This window comes from Streptomyces sp. NPDC001219 (assembly GCF_053597915.1).
Window position 1 is genome coordinate 169,954 of sequence record NZ_JBSFJF010000008.1, and the last position, 15,762, is coordinate 185,715.

12 protein-coding genes are annotated in these 15,762 nt (G+C 71.3%); 5 read left to right on the forward strand and 7 right to left on the reverse strand.

Translation table 11 applies throughout. From position 1 onward, the window contains the following. The first annotated feature begins 82 nt into the window (after positions 1-82). Complete coding sequence (locus ACWC9R_RS07730) at positions 83-2,344, forward strand: HelD family protein (protein WP_450729467.1); 2,262 nt, start codon at positions 83-85, stop codon at positions 2,342-2,344. A gap of 15 nt (positions 2,345-2,359) precedes the next feature. On the opposite strand, the gene ACWC9R_RS07735 is transcribed toward ACWC9R_RS07730, so the two are convergent. From ACWC9R_RS07735 to ACWC9R_RS07760, 6 genes are all read right to left on the reverse strand, one after another. Continuing rightward, positions 2,360-2,914, reverse strand: coding sequence for a GNAT family N-acetyltransferase (locus tag ACWC9R_RS07735; protein WP_450729468.1), 555 nt, complete (start codon positions 2,912-2,914; stop codon positions 2,360-2,362). Between the two features lie 182 nt (positions 2,915-3,096). Further along, positions 3,097-3,978, reverse strand: coding sequence for a carbohydrate ABC transporter permease (locus ACWC9R_RS07740; protein ID WP_450729469.1), 882 nt, complete (start codon positions 3,976-3,978; stop codon positions 3,097-3,099). Beyond that, complete coding sequence (locus ACWC9R_RS07745; protein WP_450729470.1) at positions 3,975-5,375, reverse strand: ABC transporter permease subunit; 1,401 nt, start codon at positions 5,373-5,375, stop codon at positions 3,975-3,977. The genes ACWC9R_RS07740 and ACWC9R_RS07745 overlap by 4 nt, the downstream gene beginning before the upstream one ends. A 19-nt stretch (positions 5,376-5,394) precedes the next feature. Next, positions 5,395-6,729, reverse strand: coding sequence for an ABC transporter substrate-binding protein (locus ACWC9R_RS07750; RefSeq protein WP_450729471.1), 1,335 nt, complete (start codon positions 6,727-6,729; stop codon positions 5,395-5,397). Between the two features lie 72 nt (positions 6,730-6,801). After that, positions 6,802-8,559: a glycoside hydrolase family 13 protein gene (locus ACWC9R_RS07755; RefSeq protein WP_450729472.1), complete on the reverse strand. Its 1,758-nt coding sequence runs from the start codon at positions 8,557-8,559 to the stop codon at positions 6,802-6,804. 199 nt (positions 8,560-8,758) lie between these two features. Continuing rightward, a complete protein-coding gene (locus ACWC9R_RS07760; protein ID WP_450729473.1) occupies positions 8,759-10,030 on the reverse strand; it encodes an ABC transporter substrate-binding protein in 1,272 nt (423 codons plus the stop codon). Between the two features lie 195 nt (positions 10,031-10,225). Between ACWC9R_RS07760 and ACWC9R_RS07765 the strand changes: the two genes are divergently transcribed. The 3 genes from ACWC9R_RS07765 to ACWC9R_RS07775 are packed head-to-tail and all read left to right on the forward strand — an operon-like array spanning position 10,226 to position 13,832. Continuing rightward, entirely contained in the window at positions 10,226-10,732 is a 507-nt protein-coding gene (locus tag ACWC9R_RS07765; RefSeq protein WP_450729474.1) for a PadR family transcriptional regulator, read from the forward strand. Continuing rightward, positions 10,729-11,490: an ABC transporter ATP-binding protein gene (locus ACWC9R_RS07770; RefSeq protein ID WP_450729475.1), complete on the forward strand. Its 762-nt coding sequence runs from the start codon at positions 10,729-10,731 to the stop codon at positions 11,488-11,490. Before ACWC9R_RS07765 ends, ACWC9R_RS07770 begins: the two co-directional genes overlap by 4 nt. A 2-nt stretch (positions 11,491-11,492) precedes the next feature. Continuing rightward, the gene (locus ACWC9R_RS07775) at positions 11,493-13,832 is read left to right on the forward strand and encodes an FtsX-like permease family protein (RefSeq protein WP_450729476.1); all 2,340 of its coding nucleotides are present in this window, start codon (positions 11,493-11,495) and stop codon (positions 13,830-13,832) included. A 168-nt stretch (positions 13,833-14,000) separates the two neighbouring features. Here the strand turns inward: ACWC9R_RS07775 and ACWC9R_RS07780 are convergent, their stop codons facing one another. Further along, positions 14,001-14,669, reverse strand: a complete 669-nt coding sequence (locus tag ACWC9R_RS07780; RefSeq protein WP_450729477.1) for a CAP domain-containing protein — start codon at positions 14,667-14,669, stop codon at positions 14,001-14,003. A gap of 723 nt (positions 14,670-15,392) precedes the next feature. On the opposite strand from ACWC9R_RS07780, the gene ACWC9R_RS07785 reads away from it, so the two are divergent. Further along, complete coding sequence (locus tag ACWC9R_RS07785; protein WP_450729488.1) at positions 15,393-15,635, forward strand: hypothetical protein; 243 nt, start codon at positions 15,393-15,395, stop codon at positions 15,633-15,635. Positions 15,636-15,762: the final 127 nt, after the last annotated feature.

Sequence of the window (15,762 nt, forward strand, 5' to 3'; positions counted from 1 at the left end):
GTATATTGGGGGCTTCTGTGCCTTGAGGAATTTCAGAACAGAAACTCACCTACGTACCGAACTTTATCCGAGCGGGGCTGAATTGTCAAACGAGGAATGGCAGCACGAGCAGGAATTCATCGATCTGCTCCACGACCGCCTCTCCGAACTGCGGGATCTGGCCGAGGCGACGGTGCACGCCGCCGTCCAGCCGCCGGAGGGCAATCACGCCCAGATGCGGCTGGAGCGCAATGTGCTGGTGGCCGAACAGTCCGGCCTGCTCGCCGCCTTCAACGCCGGGGAAAACGGCCTGTGTTTCGGTCGGCTGGCATTCCGCGACGGCCGCGACCACCACATCGGCCGGATCGGTATCCGGCGTGACGACGCGGACCGCACCCCGCTCGTCATCGACTGGCGGGCCGAGGTCGCCCGCCCCTTCTACCTCGCCACCGGGCACACCCCGATGGGGTTGCGCCGCAGGCGGCACATCACGACCGAAGGCCGGCGGGTCACCGGACTGCACGACGAGATCATGGACCTCGCCGACGCGGTACGGACCGGGCACGAGGGCACCGACGCGGACGCGGTCCTGCTGGCCGCACTCGACGCGGCGCGCACCGGACGGATGCACGACATCGTGCAGACCATCCAGGCCGAACAGGACGCCATCATCCGTGCCCCGCACCACGGCGTCCTCGTCGTGGAGGGCGGCCCCGGCACCGGCAAGACCGTCGTCGCACTGCACCGCGCCGCCTATCTGCTCTACGCCCACCGGGAACAGCTCGCCCGCCGCGCCGTGCTCATCGTCGGGCCGAACCCGGCGTTCCTCGGCTACATCGCGGAGGTGCTGCCCTCGCTCGGCGAGACGGGCGTGCTGCTCGCCACGCCCGGCGAACTCTTCCCGGGCGTGACCGCGACCGGCACCGACACCCCCGAAGCCGCCGAGATCAAGGGCCGGGCCGCGATGGCCGGGGCCCTCGCGGCAGCCGTCCGCGACCGGCAGTCCCTGCCCGACGAAGCGATCGTCATCGACCACGAGGACGGCGAACTGCACCTGGACGCCGAGATGGCGCGCGAGGCCCGGCGCCGGGCACGGGAGACCGGGCTGCCGCACCACCTCGCCCGCCCGCACTTCGCCTTCCGCATCATCGACGCGCTCACCGCGCAGCTGGTCGACCGGCTCGGTGCGGACCCCTTCGGCGGCCCGAACTTCCTCGGCCCGGACGACATCGCCCAACTGGGGAAGGCGATCGCCACCAGCGCCGAAGTGCACCATGCCATCGACGGGTTGTGGCCCGAGCTCAGCCCGCAACAGCTGGTCGCCGACTTCCTCGCCGACCCGGTCCACCTCCCGGACGCCGACGCGGACGCCATCCGGCGGACGGACGGCGCCTGGACGCCGGCCGATGTGCCGCTGCTGGACGAGGCGGCCGAACTCCTCGGTGAGGACACCTCGGCGGCCCGCGCCGCGGCCGAGGCGGAGCGCCAGGAGCTGATCGACTACGCGCAGGGCGTGCTCGACCTCTCCTACGGCTCCCGTACCCAGGAGTTCGAGGACCGTGACGACGAGGAGTCGGAGGTGCTGGCCGCGCACGACCTGGTGGACGCGGAACTGCTCGCCGACCGGCACGAGGAGGCCGACCACCGCAGCGCCGCCGAACGCGCCGCGGCCGACCGGACCTGGGCGTTCGGCCACATCATCGTGGACGAGGCGCAGGAGCTGTCGGCGATGATGTGGCGACTGCTGATGCGCCGTTGCCCGACCCGGTCGATGACGCTGGTCGGCGATCCGGCGCAGACCGCCGAGCCCGGCGGCTGCGGCTCCTGGGAGGCGGTCCTCGCGCCGTACGTGGACGACCGCTGGGAGCACGTCAGGCTCGGCGTCAACTACCGCACCCCATCCGAGATCATGGAGATCGCGGCGCAGGTGCCGCGGTCCGCCGACCCGTCCTTCACCCCGCCGCGATCGATCCGCTCCACCGGCGTCCGCCCGTGGGCGCGGCGCACGGACGACCTCGCGGGCGCGGTCGCCGACGTGGTCGCAGGGGAGCGCCACGAGGACGGCCGGCTCGCGGTGATCGCTCCGTCCGCCCACCACGAGGCGCTGGCCTCCGCCCTTCCTGACGTCTCCGCCGGGGCCGCTCCGGATCTGACCAGCCCGGTGGTGCTGCTCGGCCCGCGGCAGGCCAAGGGCCTGGAGTTCGACTCGGTGCTCGTGGTGGAACCCGCGGAGTTCGGTGCGAGCGACCTGTATGTCGCGCTCACCCGGGCCACCCAGCGGCTCGGCGTGCTCCACACCGGGCCGCTGCCGGCCGGACTGGAGACGCTGGCCCCCGCCGCTACCCCGGCCCGGTCGCTTCCCTGACGGCGCGGGCCGGCCTCACCCCTGCCCGACGGCCCGCCAGGCCCCCGCGGAGATCCGGAACAGCACGTGGGGGCGCACCGGGCCGTCGGGCACGTCGGGGTCGTCGAAGTCGTCGGCGGGGTCGCGGGTCATGCCGAGGCGGCGCATCACCGCCTGCGAGCGGAGGTTGGTGGTCGGCGTCATCGCCAGGATCTCCGGCAGGCCGAGGGTGTTGAAGCCGAAGGACAGGGCGGCCGCACCGGCCTCGGTGGCGTAGCCGTGTCCCCAGGCCGGACGGGCCAGCCGCCAGCCGGCCTCCACTCCGCTGAACGGCATGTGCTCATCGACCGGGTCCAGCCCCGTGAACCCGATGAACTCCCCGGTGGCGCACACTTCGAGGGCCCACCAGCCCCAGCCGCGGTCCGCGATATCGGCCTGGAACCGCGCGATGGAGGCCGCGCTCTGTTCGGGCGTGAGGACGTCGGAGAAGTGCGCGCGGACCTCGGGGTCGGCGTTCATCGCGGCCCAGGGGCCGAGATCGGACTCCCGCCATGGGCGGAGCAGCAGGCGCTCGGTGCGCAGTTCGGACATCGCGTCAAGCTAGCCGGTGCCCGTACTCGGGACGAGCGAATATCGCGGACCCCGGGACGGCATGCCGGGCCCCGGGCCCCGTAGGGGACGGCTCGGCGCGCGACACGATGCCGGCCTGTGCCGCGCGCCGTCCCCTCCTGGACCGGTCCCCGAGGCACGGACCGGCCGGGTGACCGGTGCGGTTACTTCACCGAACCGGCCATGATGCCCTGAACGAAGTGCCGTTGGAACGCGAAGAACACGATCAGCGGCACGATCAGGGACAGAAAAGCGCCGGGCGCCAGCACCCCGATGTTGCTGCCGAACTGCCGCATCTGCGACTGGAGGGCCACCGTCAGCGGCTGCGACGTGTTGTCGGCGAAGAGCAGGGCGACCAGCATGTCGTTCCAGACCCACAGGAACTGGAAGATGGCGAGGCTGGCGATGGCGGGCCGGCCCAGCGGCAGCACCAGCCGGGAGAAGATCCGCCACTCCCCGCCGCCGTCCATCCGCGCGGCCTCCAGCATCTCCTTGGGGATCTCCGCGAAGTAGTTGCGCAGCAGGAAGATGGCGAACGGCAGCCCGTAGGCGGTGTGGAAGAGCACCACACCGGGAATCGAGCCGAACAGCCCGAGCGCACCGAACAGCTTGGCCACCGGCAGCAGCCCGACCTGGACCGGCACCACCAGCATGGCGACCACGACCAGGAACACCCAGTCCCGGCCCGGGAACTCCATCCAGGCGAAGGCGTACCCGGCCAGCGCGGCGATCGCGACGACGGCCAGGGTGGTGGGCACCGAGATCAGCACCGTGTTCCAGAAGGCCTGGACGATGCCGGAATCCTTCAGCAGGGCCGCATAGTTGTCGAGTGACAGCCGGCCGGGCGCGGTGAACGCGGTCCACCAGCCACTGCTCGCGTTCGCCTCCTCCGTACGCAGCGAGGAGAGGAAGAGCCCGGCGGCCGGGGTGAGCCAGACCAGACCGATCAGGAGCAGGAACACCTGCGTCACCCCGCGGCTGAGCCACTTCACCGGCCGGGCACCCGCCCGCCGGCCGGACGCGGGAGTTCCGTGGACGGTGGTCATGACTGGCTCCTGCGGAAACGTCGGATGTTGAGGACCATGGCCGGGACCACCAGGAGCAGCAGCAGGACACCCAGCGCGCTGCCGAGCCCCTGGTTGTTGCCGCCGCCGAAGGAGACCAGCCACATCTGCAGGGCCAGGACGTTGGCGTCCTGCTGTACGGGACCGGGGGCGATGATGTAGACGAGGTCGAAGACCTTCATCACGTTGATCACCATCGTCACGAACACCACGCCCAGGACCGGGCCGAGCAGCGGAACGGTGATCCTGCGGAAGACCTGCCACTCGTTGGCGCCGTCCATCCGGGCGGCCTCCAGGACGTCCCGCGGCATCGAGGAGAGCCCCGCGCCGATGAGGACGAGCGCGAAGCCGGTCCAGATCCACATGTAGGCGCCGATGATGGCGGGGGTGATGAGGGCCGGACCGAGCCAGGAGACGCCCTCGTACGGCGGGGCGAAGTCCTTCGCGGGGAGCCGGACGGTGTAGGAACCGGGGGCCAGGCGGGCCAGACGGTAGGAGCCGTCCGACGCGGTGGTGGCGGTGGCCGCCACCTTGCCGCGGGAGTCGACCGCCTCGACCGGGAGCCGGGGCAGCCCGCGTTCGCCGCGGTCGACCCGGCCGGGCTTGCCGCCGCCGCCCGGGGTGAAGTCGAGGTAGACCACGCCGCGCAGTTCGCTGCCGGTGGCCGGGGACGCGGCGGCCGGTGCGGCGGGCCGCGCCTGCGACGGCATGTCCTTGGGCGCGACGCCGACCAGGCCGAGGTTGACGGTGTGTCCGGGGCCGGTGCGCCGTGCCGTGCGGTAGGAGCCGTCCTCGCCCTTGGTCAGCTGCTTGTCGCCGAAGCGGGCCTTGGCGGTGGGGAAGGAGACGGACTTCCCCTGGACGCTGTCGTGGATGCCGACGGTGACCGCGTTGAGCACACCGCGCTGCGGGTCCTGCTCGTAGGCGAGCCGGAAGATGATGCCGGCGGCGAGGAAGGAGATCGCCATGGGCATGAACATCAGCAGCTTGAACGCCGTCTTCCAGCGGATCTTCTCGGTGAGGACGGCGAGCACCAGACCGAGTCCGGTCAGCAGCGCGGGGGCGAAGACCACCCAGATCGCACTGTTGCGGATGGCCCGGAGTGTGGCGGGGTCCTGGAACATCGCGGTGTAGTTGTCGGCGCCGACGAAGGTGTCGCCCGAGGCGTCGTACAGGCTGCGGATGACCGAGAACACGATGGGGTACGCGACGAGGGCACCCAGCAGCAACAGCGCGGGGAACAGGAACACCGCGGCGATCCGTCGGCGGCGCCGGACCGCGTGCCGCACGGGGGCGCTCGCCCTGCCGGGGGCGCCGCCCGGGGGGAGGGACGCGGTGCCGCTCGTCGTCGGCGGCACCGCGGGAGTCGTGACAGACATGGGATCGGGCCCTCGGTCCTTACTTTCCGTACGCCTTGGCCGCGGCGGCCTCGAGCTTGCGGGCCGTGGCCTCGGGGTCCGACGGGTCGCGCAGGAAGTCCTGGAGCAGCTTCCACTCGCCGGCGCCCTGGGTGCCGCCGAAGGCCGCGGGGGCCTGGTCGGACATGTCGAAGCGCACGGAGTTCCCGGCGTCGGTCAGCCACTGCGCGGCCGTGCGGGTGACCTCGTCGTGGTAAGCGCCCGCGGGTACCTTCTTGTTGGGCGAGATGTAGCCGCCGGCCTTGGCCCACACCTCCGAGGCCTCGGGCGTGGCCAGGTACTTCACCAGCTCCATCGCGGCCTTCTGGTGCTTCCCGGCCTTGAGCACCACGGCCGCGTCACCGCCGCTGACCACCGGCGCCTTGCCGTCGCCGACCGCGGGGAAGGGGAAGAACCGGGCGTCCTTGCCGACCTGCTTGTGGAGCTCGTCGGTGACCAGGGCGCTGACGAAGTCCCCCTCGTAGACCATGGCCGCGCCCGGCTCCGGGCCGAAGACCTGCTGGACGGACTCGGGGAAGTCGGTGCGCAGCGCGCCCGAACCGCCGCCGGCCACCAGGTTCTTGTCGCCGAAGAGCTTGCCCAGCGCGGTGAGCGCCTTGACCACGGTGGGGTCGGTCCACGGGATCTTGTGGGCGGCGAGCTTGTCGTAGTTCTCCTGCCCGGCCTGCGAGAGGTAGACGTTCTCGAACCAGTCGGTGAGCGGCCAGCCGGCCTCACCCGCGACGGAGAACGCCGGCACACCCGAGTCGGAGAGCGTACGGCCCGTCTTCAGCAGCTCCTGGTACGTCTTCGCGGGCTTCACCCCGGCCTGGCCGAACGCCTCCGGGCTGTACCAGACCGTCGACTTGTGCGAGGCCTTGAAGTACAGGCCGTAGTACTTCTTGTCGACCGTGCCGTAGTCCTTCCACACCTTCGCGAAGTTCTTCCCGGCCGCCGCGCCGACCTCCGCCGAGAGGGGCGTCAGCCAGCCCTTCCTCGCGAACTGCTGGAGCACCCCGACCTGCGGCACCATCACCACATCGGGGGCGTTACCGCCCTCGACCTGGCTGCCGATCACCGTGGAGACGTTGTCACCGGTGGAGGAGAAGGTGACCTTCGCGCCGGTCCTGTCGGAGAACGCGTCCAGGACCTTCTTGAAGTTCCGCTGTTCCACACCGGTCCAGACACCGGCCACGGTGACGCTCTCACCACTCAGTTCCTGCTTGCCGCCCCCGGCGGAGACCCCGCCGCCGCAGGCGGTGGCGGAGAGCGCCAGGCCGAGCACGGCCGCGCCGGACAGGGCGGCTCGGGTGTGTCGTACTGCGGGTCGTCTCATCATGGGGATTCCCTTCGGGAGGAACTGCGGAAGGAGTGCGGGAGGACTGCGGAGGTCGGGCTGTCGAGAGGGCTATCGGGATTCGGGGGTGTCCATCCACCAGGCGGCGGTGGAGCCGGGGAGCGTGCCCGCGGGGCAGTCGCCGCTCGCCAGCAGCGGGAGACCCGGTACGGGGGCCGGCACCGGCGCGGTGCCGAAGTTGACGGCGCAGACCAGACCGTCGCCACGGACGAACGCCAGCACCTCGGGCGGTGACTCCAGCCAGCGCAGGGTGCCCTCGCCGAGCTGCGGAAGGCTGCGGCGCAGCGCCAGCCCCTCGCGGTACAGGTGCCAGAACGAGCGGGTGTCGGCCAGCGCCCGGTCCGTCGCGTGGTCGGCGAACCAGTCGGGCTGCGGCAGCCAGGGTCGTGCCGCGTCGGTACCGCTGGTGAAGCCGAACGGTGAGGCGTGCCCGGACCAGGGCAGCGGCACCCGGCAGCCGTCGCGGATGTGCTCCCGGCTGCCCGTGCGGTGGTAGATCGGGTCGGTGAGCACCTCGTCCGGCAGGTCGACGACCTCCGGCAGACCCAGTTCCTCGCCCTGGTAGACGTACGCCGCGCCGGGCAGCGCCAGCATCAGCAGCGCGGCGGCACGGGCCCGCGCCGGGCCCAGCCCGCCCGCGGACTCCGCCGGCTCGGCGCTCGCCGGAGCGGTCGCGTACCGGGTGACGGTCCGGACCTGGTCGTGGTTGTTGAGCACCCAGGTGACCGTGGAGCCGGTGCCCGCGATATCGGTGAGCGCCTCGGAGATGACCTTGCGGAAGGTGCCGATGTCCCAGCGCGCGGTCAGCAGGTGGAAGAAGAACGCCTGGTGCAGCTCGTCGGGTCGCACGTACGCCGCCTGTTCGCCCGGGGTCCGTACCGAGACCTCGCCGACCAGCAGCCGGTCGTGGCCGTCGCGGGCGGTGTACTCCTCGCACAGCGCGCGCCAGTCGCGCCACACCTGGTGGACCTCGGGCTGGTTCCAGGCCAGCGGATTGACCGAGTCGCGGGTCCGCTCGTCGGCCGACGGGTCGGGGGAGTCGGGCAGTTCGGGGTGCTTGAACAGCCCGGCGGCCACGTCGATACGGAAACCGTCGACCCCGCGGTCCAGCCAGAAGCGCAGCACCTCGTCGAAGGAGGCGCCGACATCGGGGTGGCGCCAGTTCAGGTCTGGCTGCTCGGGGGTGAACATGTGCAGGTACCACTGGCCCGCACCGCCCTCCGCCTCCTCGACCCGGGACCAGGCGGGGCCGCCGAACATGGCCCGCCAGTTGTTGGGCGGCAGCTCGCCGTTCGCCCCGCGCCCGTCGGCGAAGTGGAAGAGCGACCGTGCCGGGCTGCCCGGACCGTCCGCCAGCGCGGCGCGGAACCACGGGTGCTCGCTGGAGCAGTGGTTCGGCACGATGTCCAGGAGCACCTTCAGCCCCAGCCGGTGGGCGTCGGCCACCAGGAGGTCGAACTCGGCGAGATCGCCGTACACCGGGTCGACCTCGCGGTAGTCCGCGACGTCGTAGCCGTGGTCGTGCTGGGGCGAGGGGTAGAAGGGGCTGAGCCAGATGCCGTCCACCCCGAGCTTCTTGAGGTACGGCAACCCCGTCCGCACACCGGCCAGGTCGCCGATGCCGTCGCCGGTGCTGTCGAGGAAGCTGCGGACGTAGACCTGGTAGATCACGGCGTCGCGCCACCAGTGCCGTGCGGAGTTCCGGGAGGCCCCGGCGGCCGGCGCGAGGGCGGCGGAGTCCGTACCGGGGAGGGAGGGGGAGGGCGCGGAGCCGGCGGTGGAGCCGTTCCCTGCCGTGGCTATGAGCATCTGCCGTGATCCCGTCGTGCATGGGCAAGCCGTGCGGCTGCGAGTCGCTGTTATGCATGCATGTTAAGTAGGCATGTCTTTTGAGTGTCAACGAAATGGTCGAAAGTCGCTGCGAGATGCCCGGATTTGCGGGGAATTGGGTAGCGCGCCTATACCTAACAAGTAGGTAGGGGGAGGGGGGAAGGGTGAGCGCTGCGGGTCAGCCGCGGCCGACGATGGCCGTCAGTTCCCGGGCCAGCCGGGCGACGGTGGCGTCCGTGCTCCGCCGGTGGATCAGCGCGTCGTGCATGACCGCCTGCACCGCCAGGCTCACCTGGTCGTACTGCGGGCTCTTGATGCGCGGCTTGGCCGCCAGCACGGCCCGCTTGAGCGCCGGCAGGTACGGGAAGCGCCGCACCAGCTCCGGGTCCGTGTACAGGCCGGCCCACACCGGCGGCAGGGCGCCCTCGGTGAGCACCCGGCGCTGCACCGACTCGGTCGTCAGATAGGAGATCAGGTCGGTGGCCGTCTTCTGGTGCCGCGACTGGGTGTTGACCGCCAGATTGGAGCCACCCAGCGCGCTGGAGCCCGGCCCGTCGGGACCCGGCAGCGGCACCGCACCGAACTTCCCCGCCACCCCGGAGGACCGGGCGTTGGCCAGCGCATAGGCGTAGGGCCAGTTCCGCAGGAACAGCAGCCGGCCGTCCTGGAACGCCTTGCGGGACTCCTCTTCCTTGTACGTCAGGGCCCGCCGCGGAATCCATCCCTCGCGCACCCCGTCGAGCAGGAAGGACAGCCCACGACGGGCCGCCGGGGAGTCCACCGTCACCCGCGTGCCCTCGCCCGCGAGCACCGTGCCGCCGGCCGACTGCACGGCCTCCACGGCATTGGCGGTCAGCCCCTCGTACGGCAGGAACTGGCCCGCGTAACCGTCCAGCCCGTACTTGGGCGCGACCGTCTTCGCCAGGTGCGTCAACTCGGCCCAGGTGCGCGGCGGTCGCGCGCCCTCCCGGTCGAGCACGTCCTTGCGGTAGTAGAGCAGCCCGGCATTGGTGACATACGGGACCGCGTAGAGCCGGCCCCGGAAGGTGGCGGTGTCCACCACGGGAGGCAGGAAGCGCTTCAGCGGGAACCGCGCACCGTCCACGGGCCTGATCCAGCCCGCGGCAGCGAACTCCGACGTCCACGCCACATCGATGTTCAGCACGTCGAAGCGGTCACTGCGGGAGCGCAGCTCGGTGACCATCTGCGCGCGCACCTCGTCGGCGGCGTCCGGCAGCTCGACCAGGGTGACCTTCTCGCGCGGGTGCCGGTCGTTCCAGCCGTCGAGGACACCCCGCAGATAGCCCGTGAGGTCTCCGCCGGTGACGAGCGTGATCGGGCCCCGCCCGTCCGGGCCGCCTGCCGGTTCCCCGGCCCGCGCGCCCGCACTGCCCGCGAACAGCAGAGTGCAGACCAGCAGAGCCCGGCCCACGGCGCGCTTCCACCGCATGGGCTCCTCCTTGAACCAGGCGTCGACGGGACACGGGCCGACAGCCCGCCCCATGTATACCTGTTAGCCATGCGGGATACTAGATGCTGCAGGAAGATGCGAGAGCGACCCGGCTCACAGCCGTATGGGGTCAGATGACCGGCAACTAGGGCTGATCCGAATGACACCCCCGGGGCGGGGAGGGAGAGGGAGAGCGTGCGGCTGCCACTCCTGGCGCTGTTGGTCAACGGTCCCGCACACGGCTATGAACTCAAGCAAGCCCTTGAGAACCTCCTGGGCGCCGCATACCCTCAGCCGAACGTCGGCCAGATCTACGTCACCCTGGGCAGGCTGGAGAAGGCGGGCCTGATCGAGGGAGAGGACGTCGAGCAGTCGGACCGCCCGAACAAGCGCATCTACCGGATCACCGCGGCGGGACGCGAGACGGTGGACGCCTGGTTCGAGGAGTCCACCGCCGAACCACGGGTCCGGGACGAGTTCTTCATGAAGCTCGCCCTGGCCCCCCACACGGGGACCGCGGACCAGATCGCCCTGATCAACAAGCAGCGCCGCCACTACCTCAACACCATGCGTGACCTGTCGAAACTCGCGGCGGGTGAGGACCGGGAGAACCGGGTGGCACAACTGCTGATCGAGGGCGCGATGCTGCATCTGCAGGCGGACCTGGACTGGCTGGAGCGCTGTCAGGAGGAGTTGGAATGAACCGGGACGAGCCGTCCGGCCCGATAGTCCGGGCAGCCGGCCTGGTGAAGACCCACCGGCCGGAAGGCGCTGCCCCGGTCCACGCCGTCCGCGGTGTCGACCTCAGCGTCGAACGCGGTGAGTTCGTCGCCCTCACCGGCCCCTCGGGAGCCGGCAAATCCACCCTGCTGCATCTCCTCGGCGGCCTCGACCGGCCCGACAGCGGTTCCCTCTGGATCGACGGCCGCCAGGTCGACACCTACAGCGAGGCCCGCTGGGCGGTGCTGCGCCGCAACCACATCGGCATCGTCTTCCAGTTCTTCAACCTCGTCTCCAACCTCACCGTCGCCGACAACGTCGAACTCCCCGCGCTGCTGGCCGGGCGGTCCCCCCGGCAGGCCCGCACCGACCGGGCCGAGCTGCTCGACGAGCTGGGACTGACCGGCAAGGAGAACACCACACCGGGCGAGCTGTCCGGCGGCGAACAGCAGCGCGTCGCCCTGGCCCGCGCCCTGGTCAACAGCCCCAGCCTGCTGCTCGCCGACGAACCGGCCGGCAGCCTCGACAGCAAGGGCACCAGGGAGGTGCTGCGGCTGCTCGCCCGCTTCCACCAGCGCGGCCAGACGATCCTGCTGGTCACCCATGACGCCAGGATGGCCAGCGCGGCGGACCGGGTGATCAGCTTCTTCGACGGCCAGGTCGTCGACGACGCACACCTCGGCGGCGCCCCGAAGCGCCCCGCGGCCGGTGTGGCCGACGTACTCAAGCTCCAGGGCTGACCGTGCGAGCGGCGGCACGCTGGACGCGGGCGCATCTGACGGCACACCGCCCGGCGGCGGTACTCACCGCGCTGGCCACGGCCGGGATCACCATCTCCCTGCTGCTGGCCACCGCCCTGTTCGCCTACGCCACCGACCCCTGGCAGCGGGCCTTCACCCAGTCCTCCGGCGCCCACGTCTGGATTCACACCCAAGGCGGCGCCGCCGCCGGATCGCTGGCAGGACTGGACGAGGTACGCGCCGCCTCCGGTCCCTTCCGTACGGTCCGCACCACCGCGAGCCTCCGGCCCGGCGACGCCAGGGCGACCCTGGAGCTGCGCGGCACCGCGCAGCGCCCCACCACCGCCGCACCCCAGATCGTCGCGGGCCGCTGGCTGGAGACGGGCGCCGACGCGGGGGCCACCAAGGGCATCGTCCTGGAGAGTTCGGTGGCCCACGCGATGTGGGCCAAGCCGGGCGACACCATCGAGCTGAGCGGCTTCCCCGGACAGCTGCGGGTGGTGGGCGTCGCGGACACCGCCGAGGTCACTTTCCGCGCGGGCGGGACACCGGGCGTGGCCTGGGTGCTGCCGGAGACCCTCGACGCCTCCGACGCGGGCCGCGACCAGCGCGGACGCGCCATCGGCCTCCGGCTCGGCGACCCCGCGGACACCGACTACGTCGTCCAGCGGGCGGTCACCCGGCTCGGCGCCGACCAGATCACCGATGTCTCCACCTGGCGGCAGGCCAAGGCCGAAGCCGAGGGGGACAACCAGCTGCTCGGGCGGCTGCTCGGCGTCTTCGGACTCGGCGCCCTGCTCGCCGCGGCCCTGGCGGTGGGCGGCGCCATCAGCACCAGGGTCCGCGGACATCTGCGGGACATCTCCATCCTCAAGGCCATCGGCTTCACCCCCGGCCAGGTGGTCCGGATGTTCGTCGCCCTGCACCTCGGCCTCGCGCTGCTGGGCGTCGCCCTCGGGGCGCTGCTCACCCAGGCCGTCGGCGCACTGGTGCCCGGCCGGATCGGGGAGGCGATGGCCCTGTGGCGGCAGCTTCCCGGACACGGCTGGCTGACCCTGGTGATCTCCGGCGGTGTGCTGGCGTTCATCGGCGCGGCGACCTGCCTGGCGGCGTGGCGGGCCGGACGGGTGCCTCCGGTACCGGTGGCCCGTGCCGCCACGGCCCCCGGCGGCCGGGCCTCCGCGCTCACCCGCCGGGCGCTCGGCCTCCGCGCCCCCCCGGCGCTGGTCCTCGGCTGGCGCGGTGCCTTCCACCGTCCGCTGCGCTCCTCGGCAGCCGTGGCACGACTGGCCGTCCCGCTGCTGCTGATCACCATCGCGCTGGGGGCCTGGACCACCCTGGACCGCTTCACCTCACACCCCGAGAACGTCGGCCTGCCCGCCGCCCTCACCGCGCGCTCCGACACCCTCAGCGACCAGGAGCTACGCCAACTCCTCGGCTCCCAGCGGCAGATCACCGCCTACCCCGGAGCCGAGGTCCAGGCACTCGTACCGGGCCAGACCGGGACAATCACCCTGCGCGGGCTCGGCACGGACGCCCACCCGTACCCCGGCGCCGTGGTGGAAGGGCGCGCGGCGCGCGGCCCCGACGAGGCGGTCGCCGGACAGGGCCTGCTCGACCTCCTGGACGCGCGGGTCGGCGACTGGGTCCGGATGACCGTCGCCGGCCGCCCGTACGTCCTCCATATCGTCGGCCGCGGCATCGAGACCGCCGACGCCGGCCGGGCCGTCTCCACCACCCTGGACACCCTGCGCGAAGGCGAGACCGGCGAGGCGGCGCCCGAGGCCTCCCGCCCCTCGCGCCCGGACTTCTATCAGCTGGTGCTGCACCACGGCGCCGACCCGGACGCGGTGCGGGACGCCCTGTCCGAGGCGTCCGCCGGCCGCCTTGAGGTGCGCGAGATCCCGAACCCCGCCGACCAGCTGTCCGCGGTCCGGGCCGTCAGCGTCGGGCTGATCGCGGTGCTGATCCTCATCGGGCTCGTGGAGCTGGCGACGACGGTCGGTGCCGGTGTCCGCGACCGCAGCCGTGACCTGCTCGCGCTCCGGGCCGTGGGGCTGACGCCGCGTCAGATCACCGCGGTCATCGTCTCGGCCACCGCCTTCATCACCCTGGCCGCCGCGCTGGCCGGCACGGCTCTGGGCGCCCTCGCCTCCCAGTGGCTGATCGACCTCCAGGGGCGCACCAGCGGCTGGGGGGCCGGGATCGCCCAGCGCCCCGCCCTGGGGACCCTCCTGCTGGTCGTCGTCATCGCCGTCACCATCGCCGCGGCGGCCTCGGCCGTCCCCGCCGCCCGCGCGGCGCGACGCCGGCTCGCGGACTCGGCCACCGATCTGCTTTAGGCGGTGGGGTGCGGTGCCGGGCCGGGTCGGGCCCGGGCGTCGGCCGGGACGTGTGGCGGCCGCTTCGGGGCCGGGGCGTCGGCCCCCGGCAGGACGGTGGTCTCAACAGCGGAAGGTCCCCGACCGCAATCCGGTCGGGGACCTTGTGGTGTCCGGTTCGGCTGTCCGTTATCGCGCCGTGCCGAAGTCCTGCGTCCAGTAGTCGTCGGGCTGTGCGTGGCCGACGCCGATCTCCTTGAAGGAGCAGTCGAGGATGTTGCGCTTGTGGCCGGGGCTGGACATCCAGCCCTTCATCACGCTTTCCGGCGTGGAGTAGCCGTAGGCGACGTTCTCGCCGTAGGAACTCCAGTTGTAACCGGCCCGGGTGATCCGGTCCTCCGGATTGGAGCCATTGGAGCCGGTGTGGGACATGTTCCGGTGGTCCGCCATGTCCTTGCTGTGGTCCTGGGCGGCCTTTGTCAGTTTTGCGTTCACGGTCAGCGGCGAGCAGCCGGCCTTACGGCGCTCACTGTTGACGAGTTCCACGACGCGGGCCGTGGCGCCCGATGCCTTGGCGGCGGGCTTCGAGGCGCTCGGGGACGCGGCGGGTGCCGGAGTGGCCTTCGCGGCCGGCTTCGCGGTCGGCTTCGCGCTCTTCTGGGCCTTCGACGGCCGGTGGTCCTTGGACCACTCATGATCGAAGGAAGTGTTCTGCCACTTCTCATGGTGCCGACCGCCGGAATTCTCCTGGCCGTCGCCGAAACAGGCCATGGCAACAGAGGGCACGCCCACGGCGCCAATGGCGACGGCAGCGATGGTTATCTGCCGGTAGCGCCGCTTCTTGCGATGTTTACTCATGCGTGACCTCACTCGGTAATTGCCCAGCGTCCCCCGGCGCGGCTGGCTCTGTGCAATCCCCGCGCCTGAGCTGCGAAGACGCCTTGCGGTCGACATTCTTGGGGCGCTCGGAGAGCAAGGCAACGAAGCTCACTACTACTGCGCTTCGTAGTACTGCAGGACCCTTGCAATGGAAGTACGAACGTGCTGGCCCAGAATTCGGCGCTTTTGATTTCGCTGTTGCCCCGTCAGATGTGCTGATGTGGTGAACCCGTGGGCAAGCGAGTCCGGCAAGCCCAATGACGCCTGATCTCGTGCGCGAAATTCCCGGGTCAAGACGGACAAGTCTCCTATGTCACCGCGAGCGCTCTCTACTATCTGGCTTAGTTGGTGTCCGACGTCGGTATGACGGATGTCACGTCGCCGTGGAATTCGGCTGTCGGCGGGCCTCGCGTCCGAGGGGAGGCGGCCACCGCGGCGGAACCGCAGCGTGTGCACGAGCCATCGGGGAACCCAAAGATCACGAAGGTCACCGAGGATCTCGGTCGAGCCGCGCATCTGAAGGCAGGGATTTCCCCGCATCATCGGTCGCGACAAATCCCTTGCCGGGCGGGAGTTGTCCGGTTGTCCATGCCGTCAACGGGTGGGTGGGCTGTCTCTCAGTCCGCGCCGAGCATGGTGTGGCGGAACCCGGGTACCGGGCCCAGCACGCCCAACGTACCCGTGGAGGAGGCACGTCAACTGATGACCCGTTATGACGCGACCGGCGAAGACCCCGACCCGCTGCCCCGTGACCTGCCGAACCACCAGGCCGATGCCGCCAGCCCGGTTCCCGACCCCTGGGACCCCGAGCTCCCGGAGGGCGAGAGCGACGGGCCCGATGAGACGATTCCCGACACCGATCAGGCAGGCACCGGGCGGAGCGGTGGTCAGAAGGCCGCGGGGTTCCGCACCGACCAGCCCATTCCGCATGAGCCGGTCGACTGACCTGCGCAGGTGACTGATGAGGGCAGGGGGCGGCGACCAGCTCGCCAGGTCCCGCCCGGACGTCTCCTCCAGTACGGCCAGCAGGTCGGTCAGCCGGGTGTTGCCGTAGGCGTGCCGCTTGAAGTAG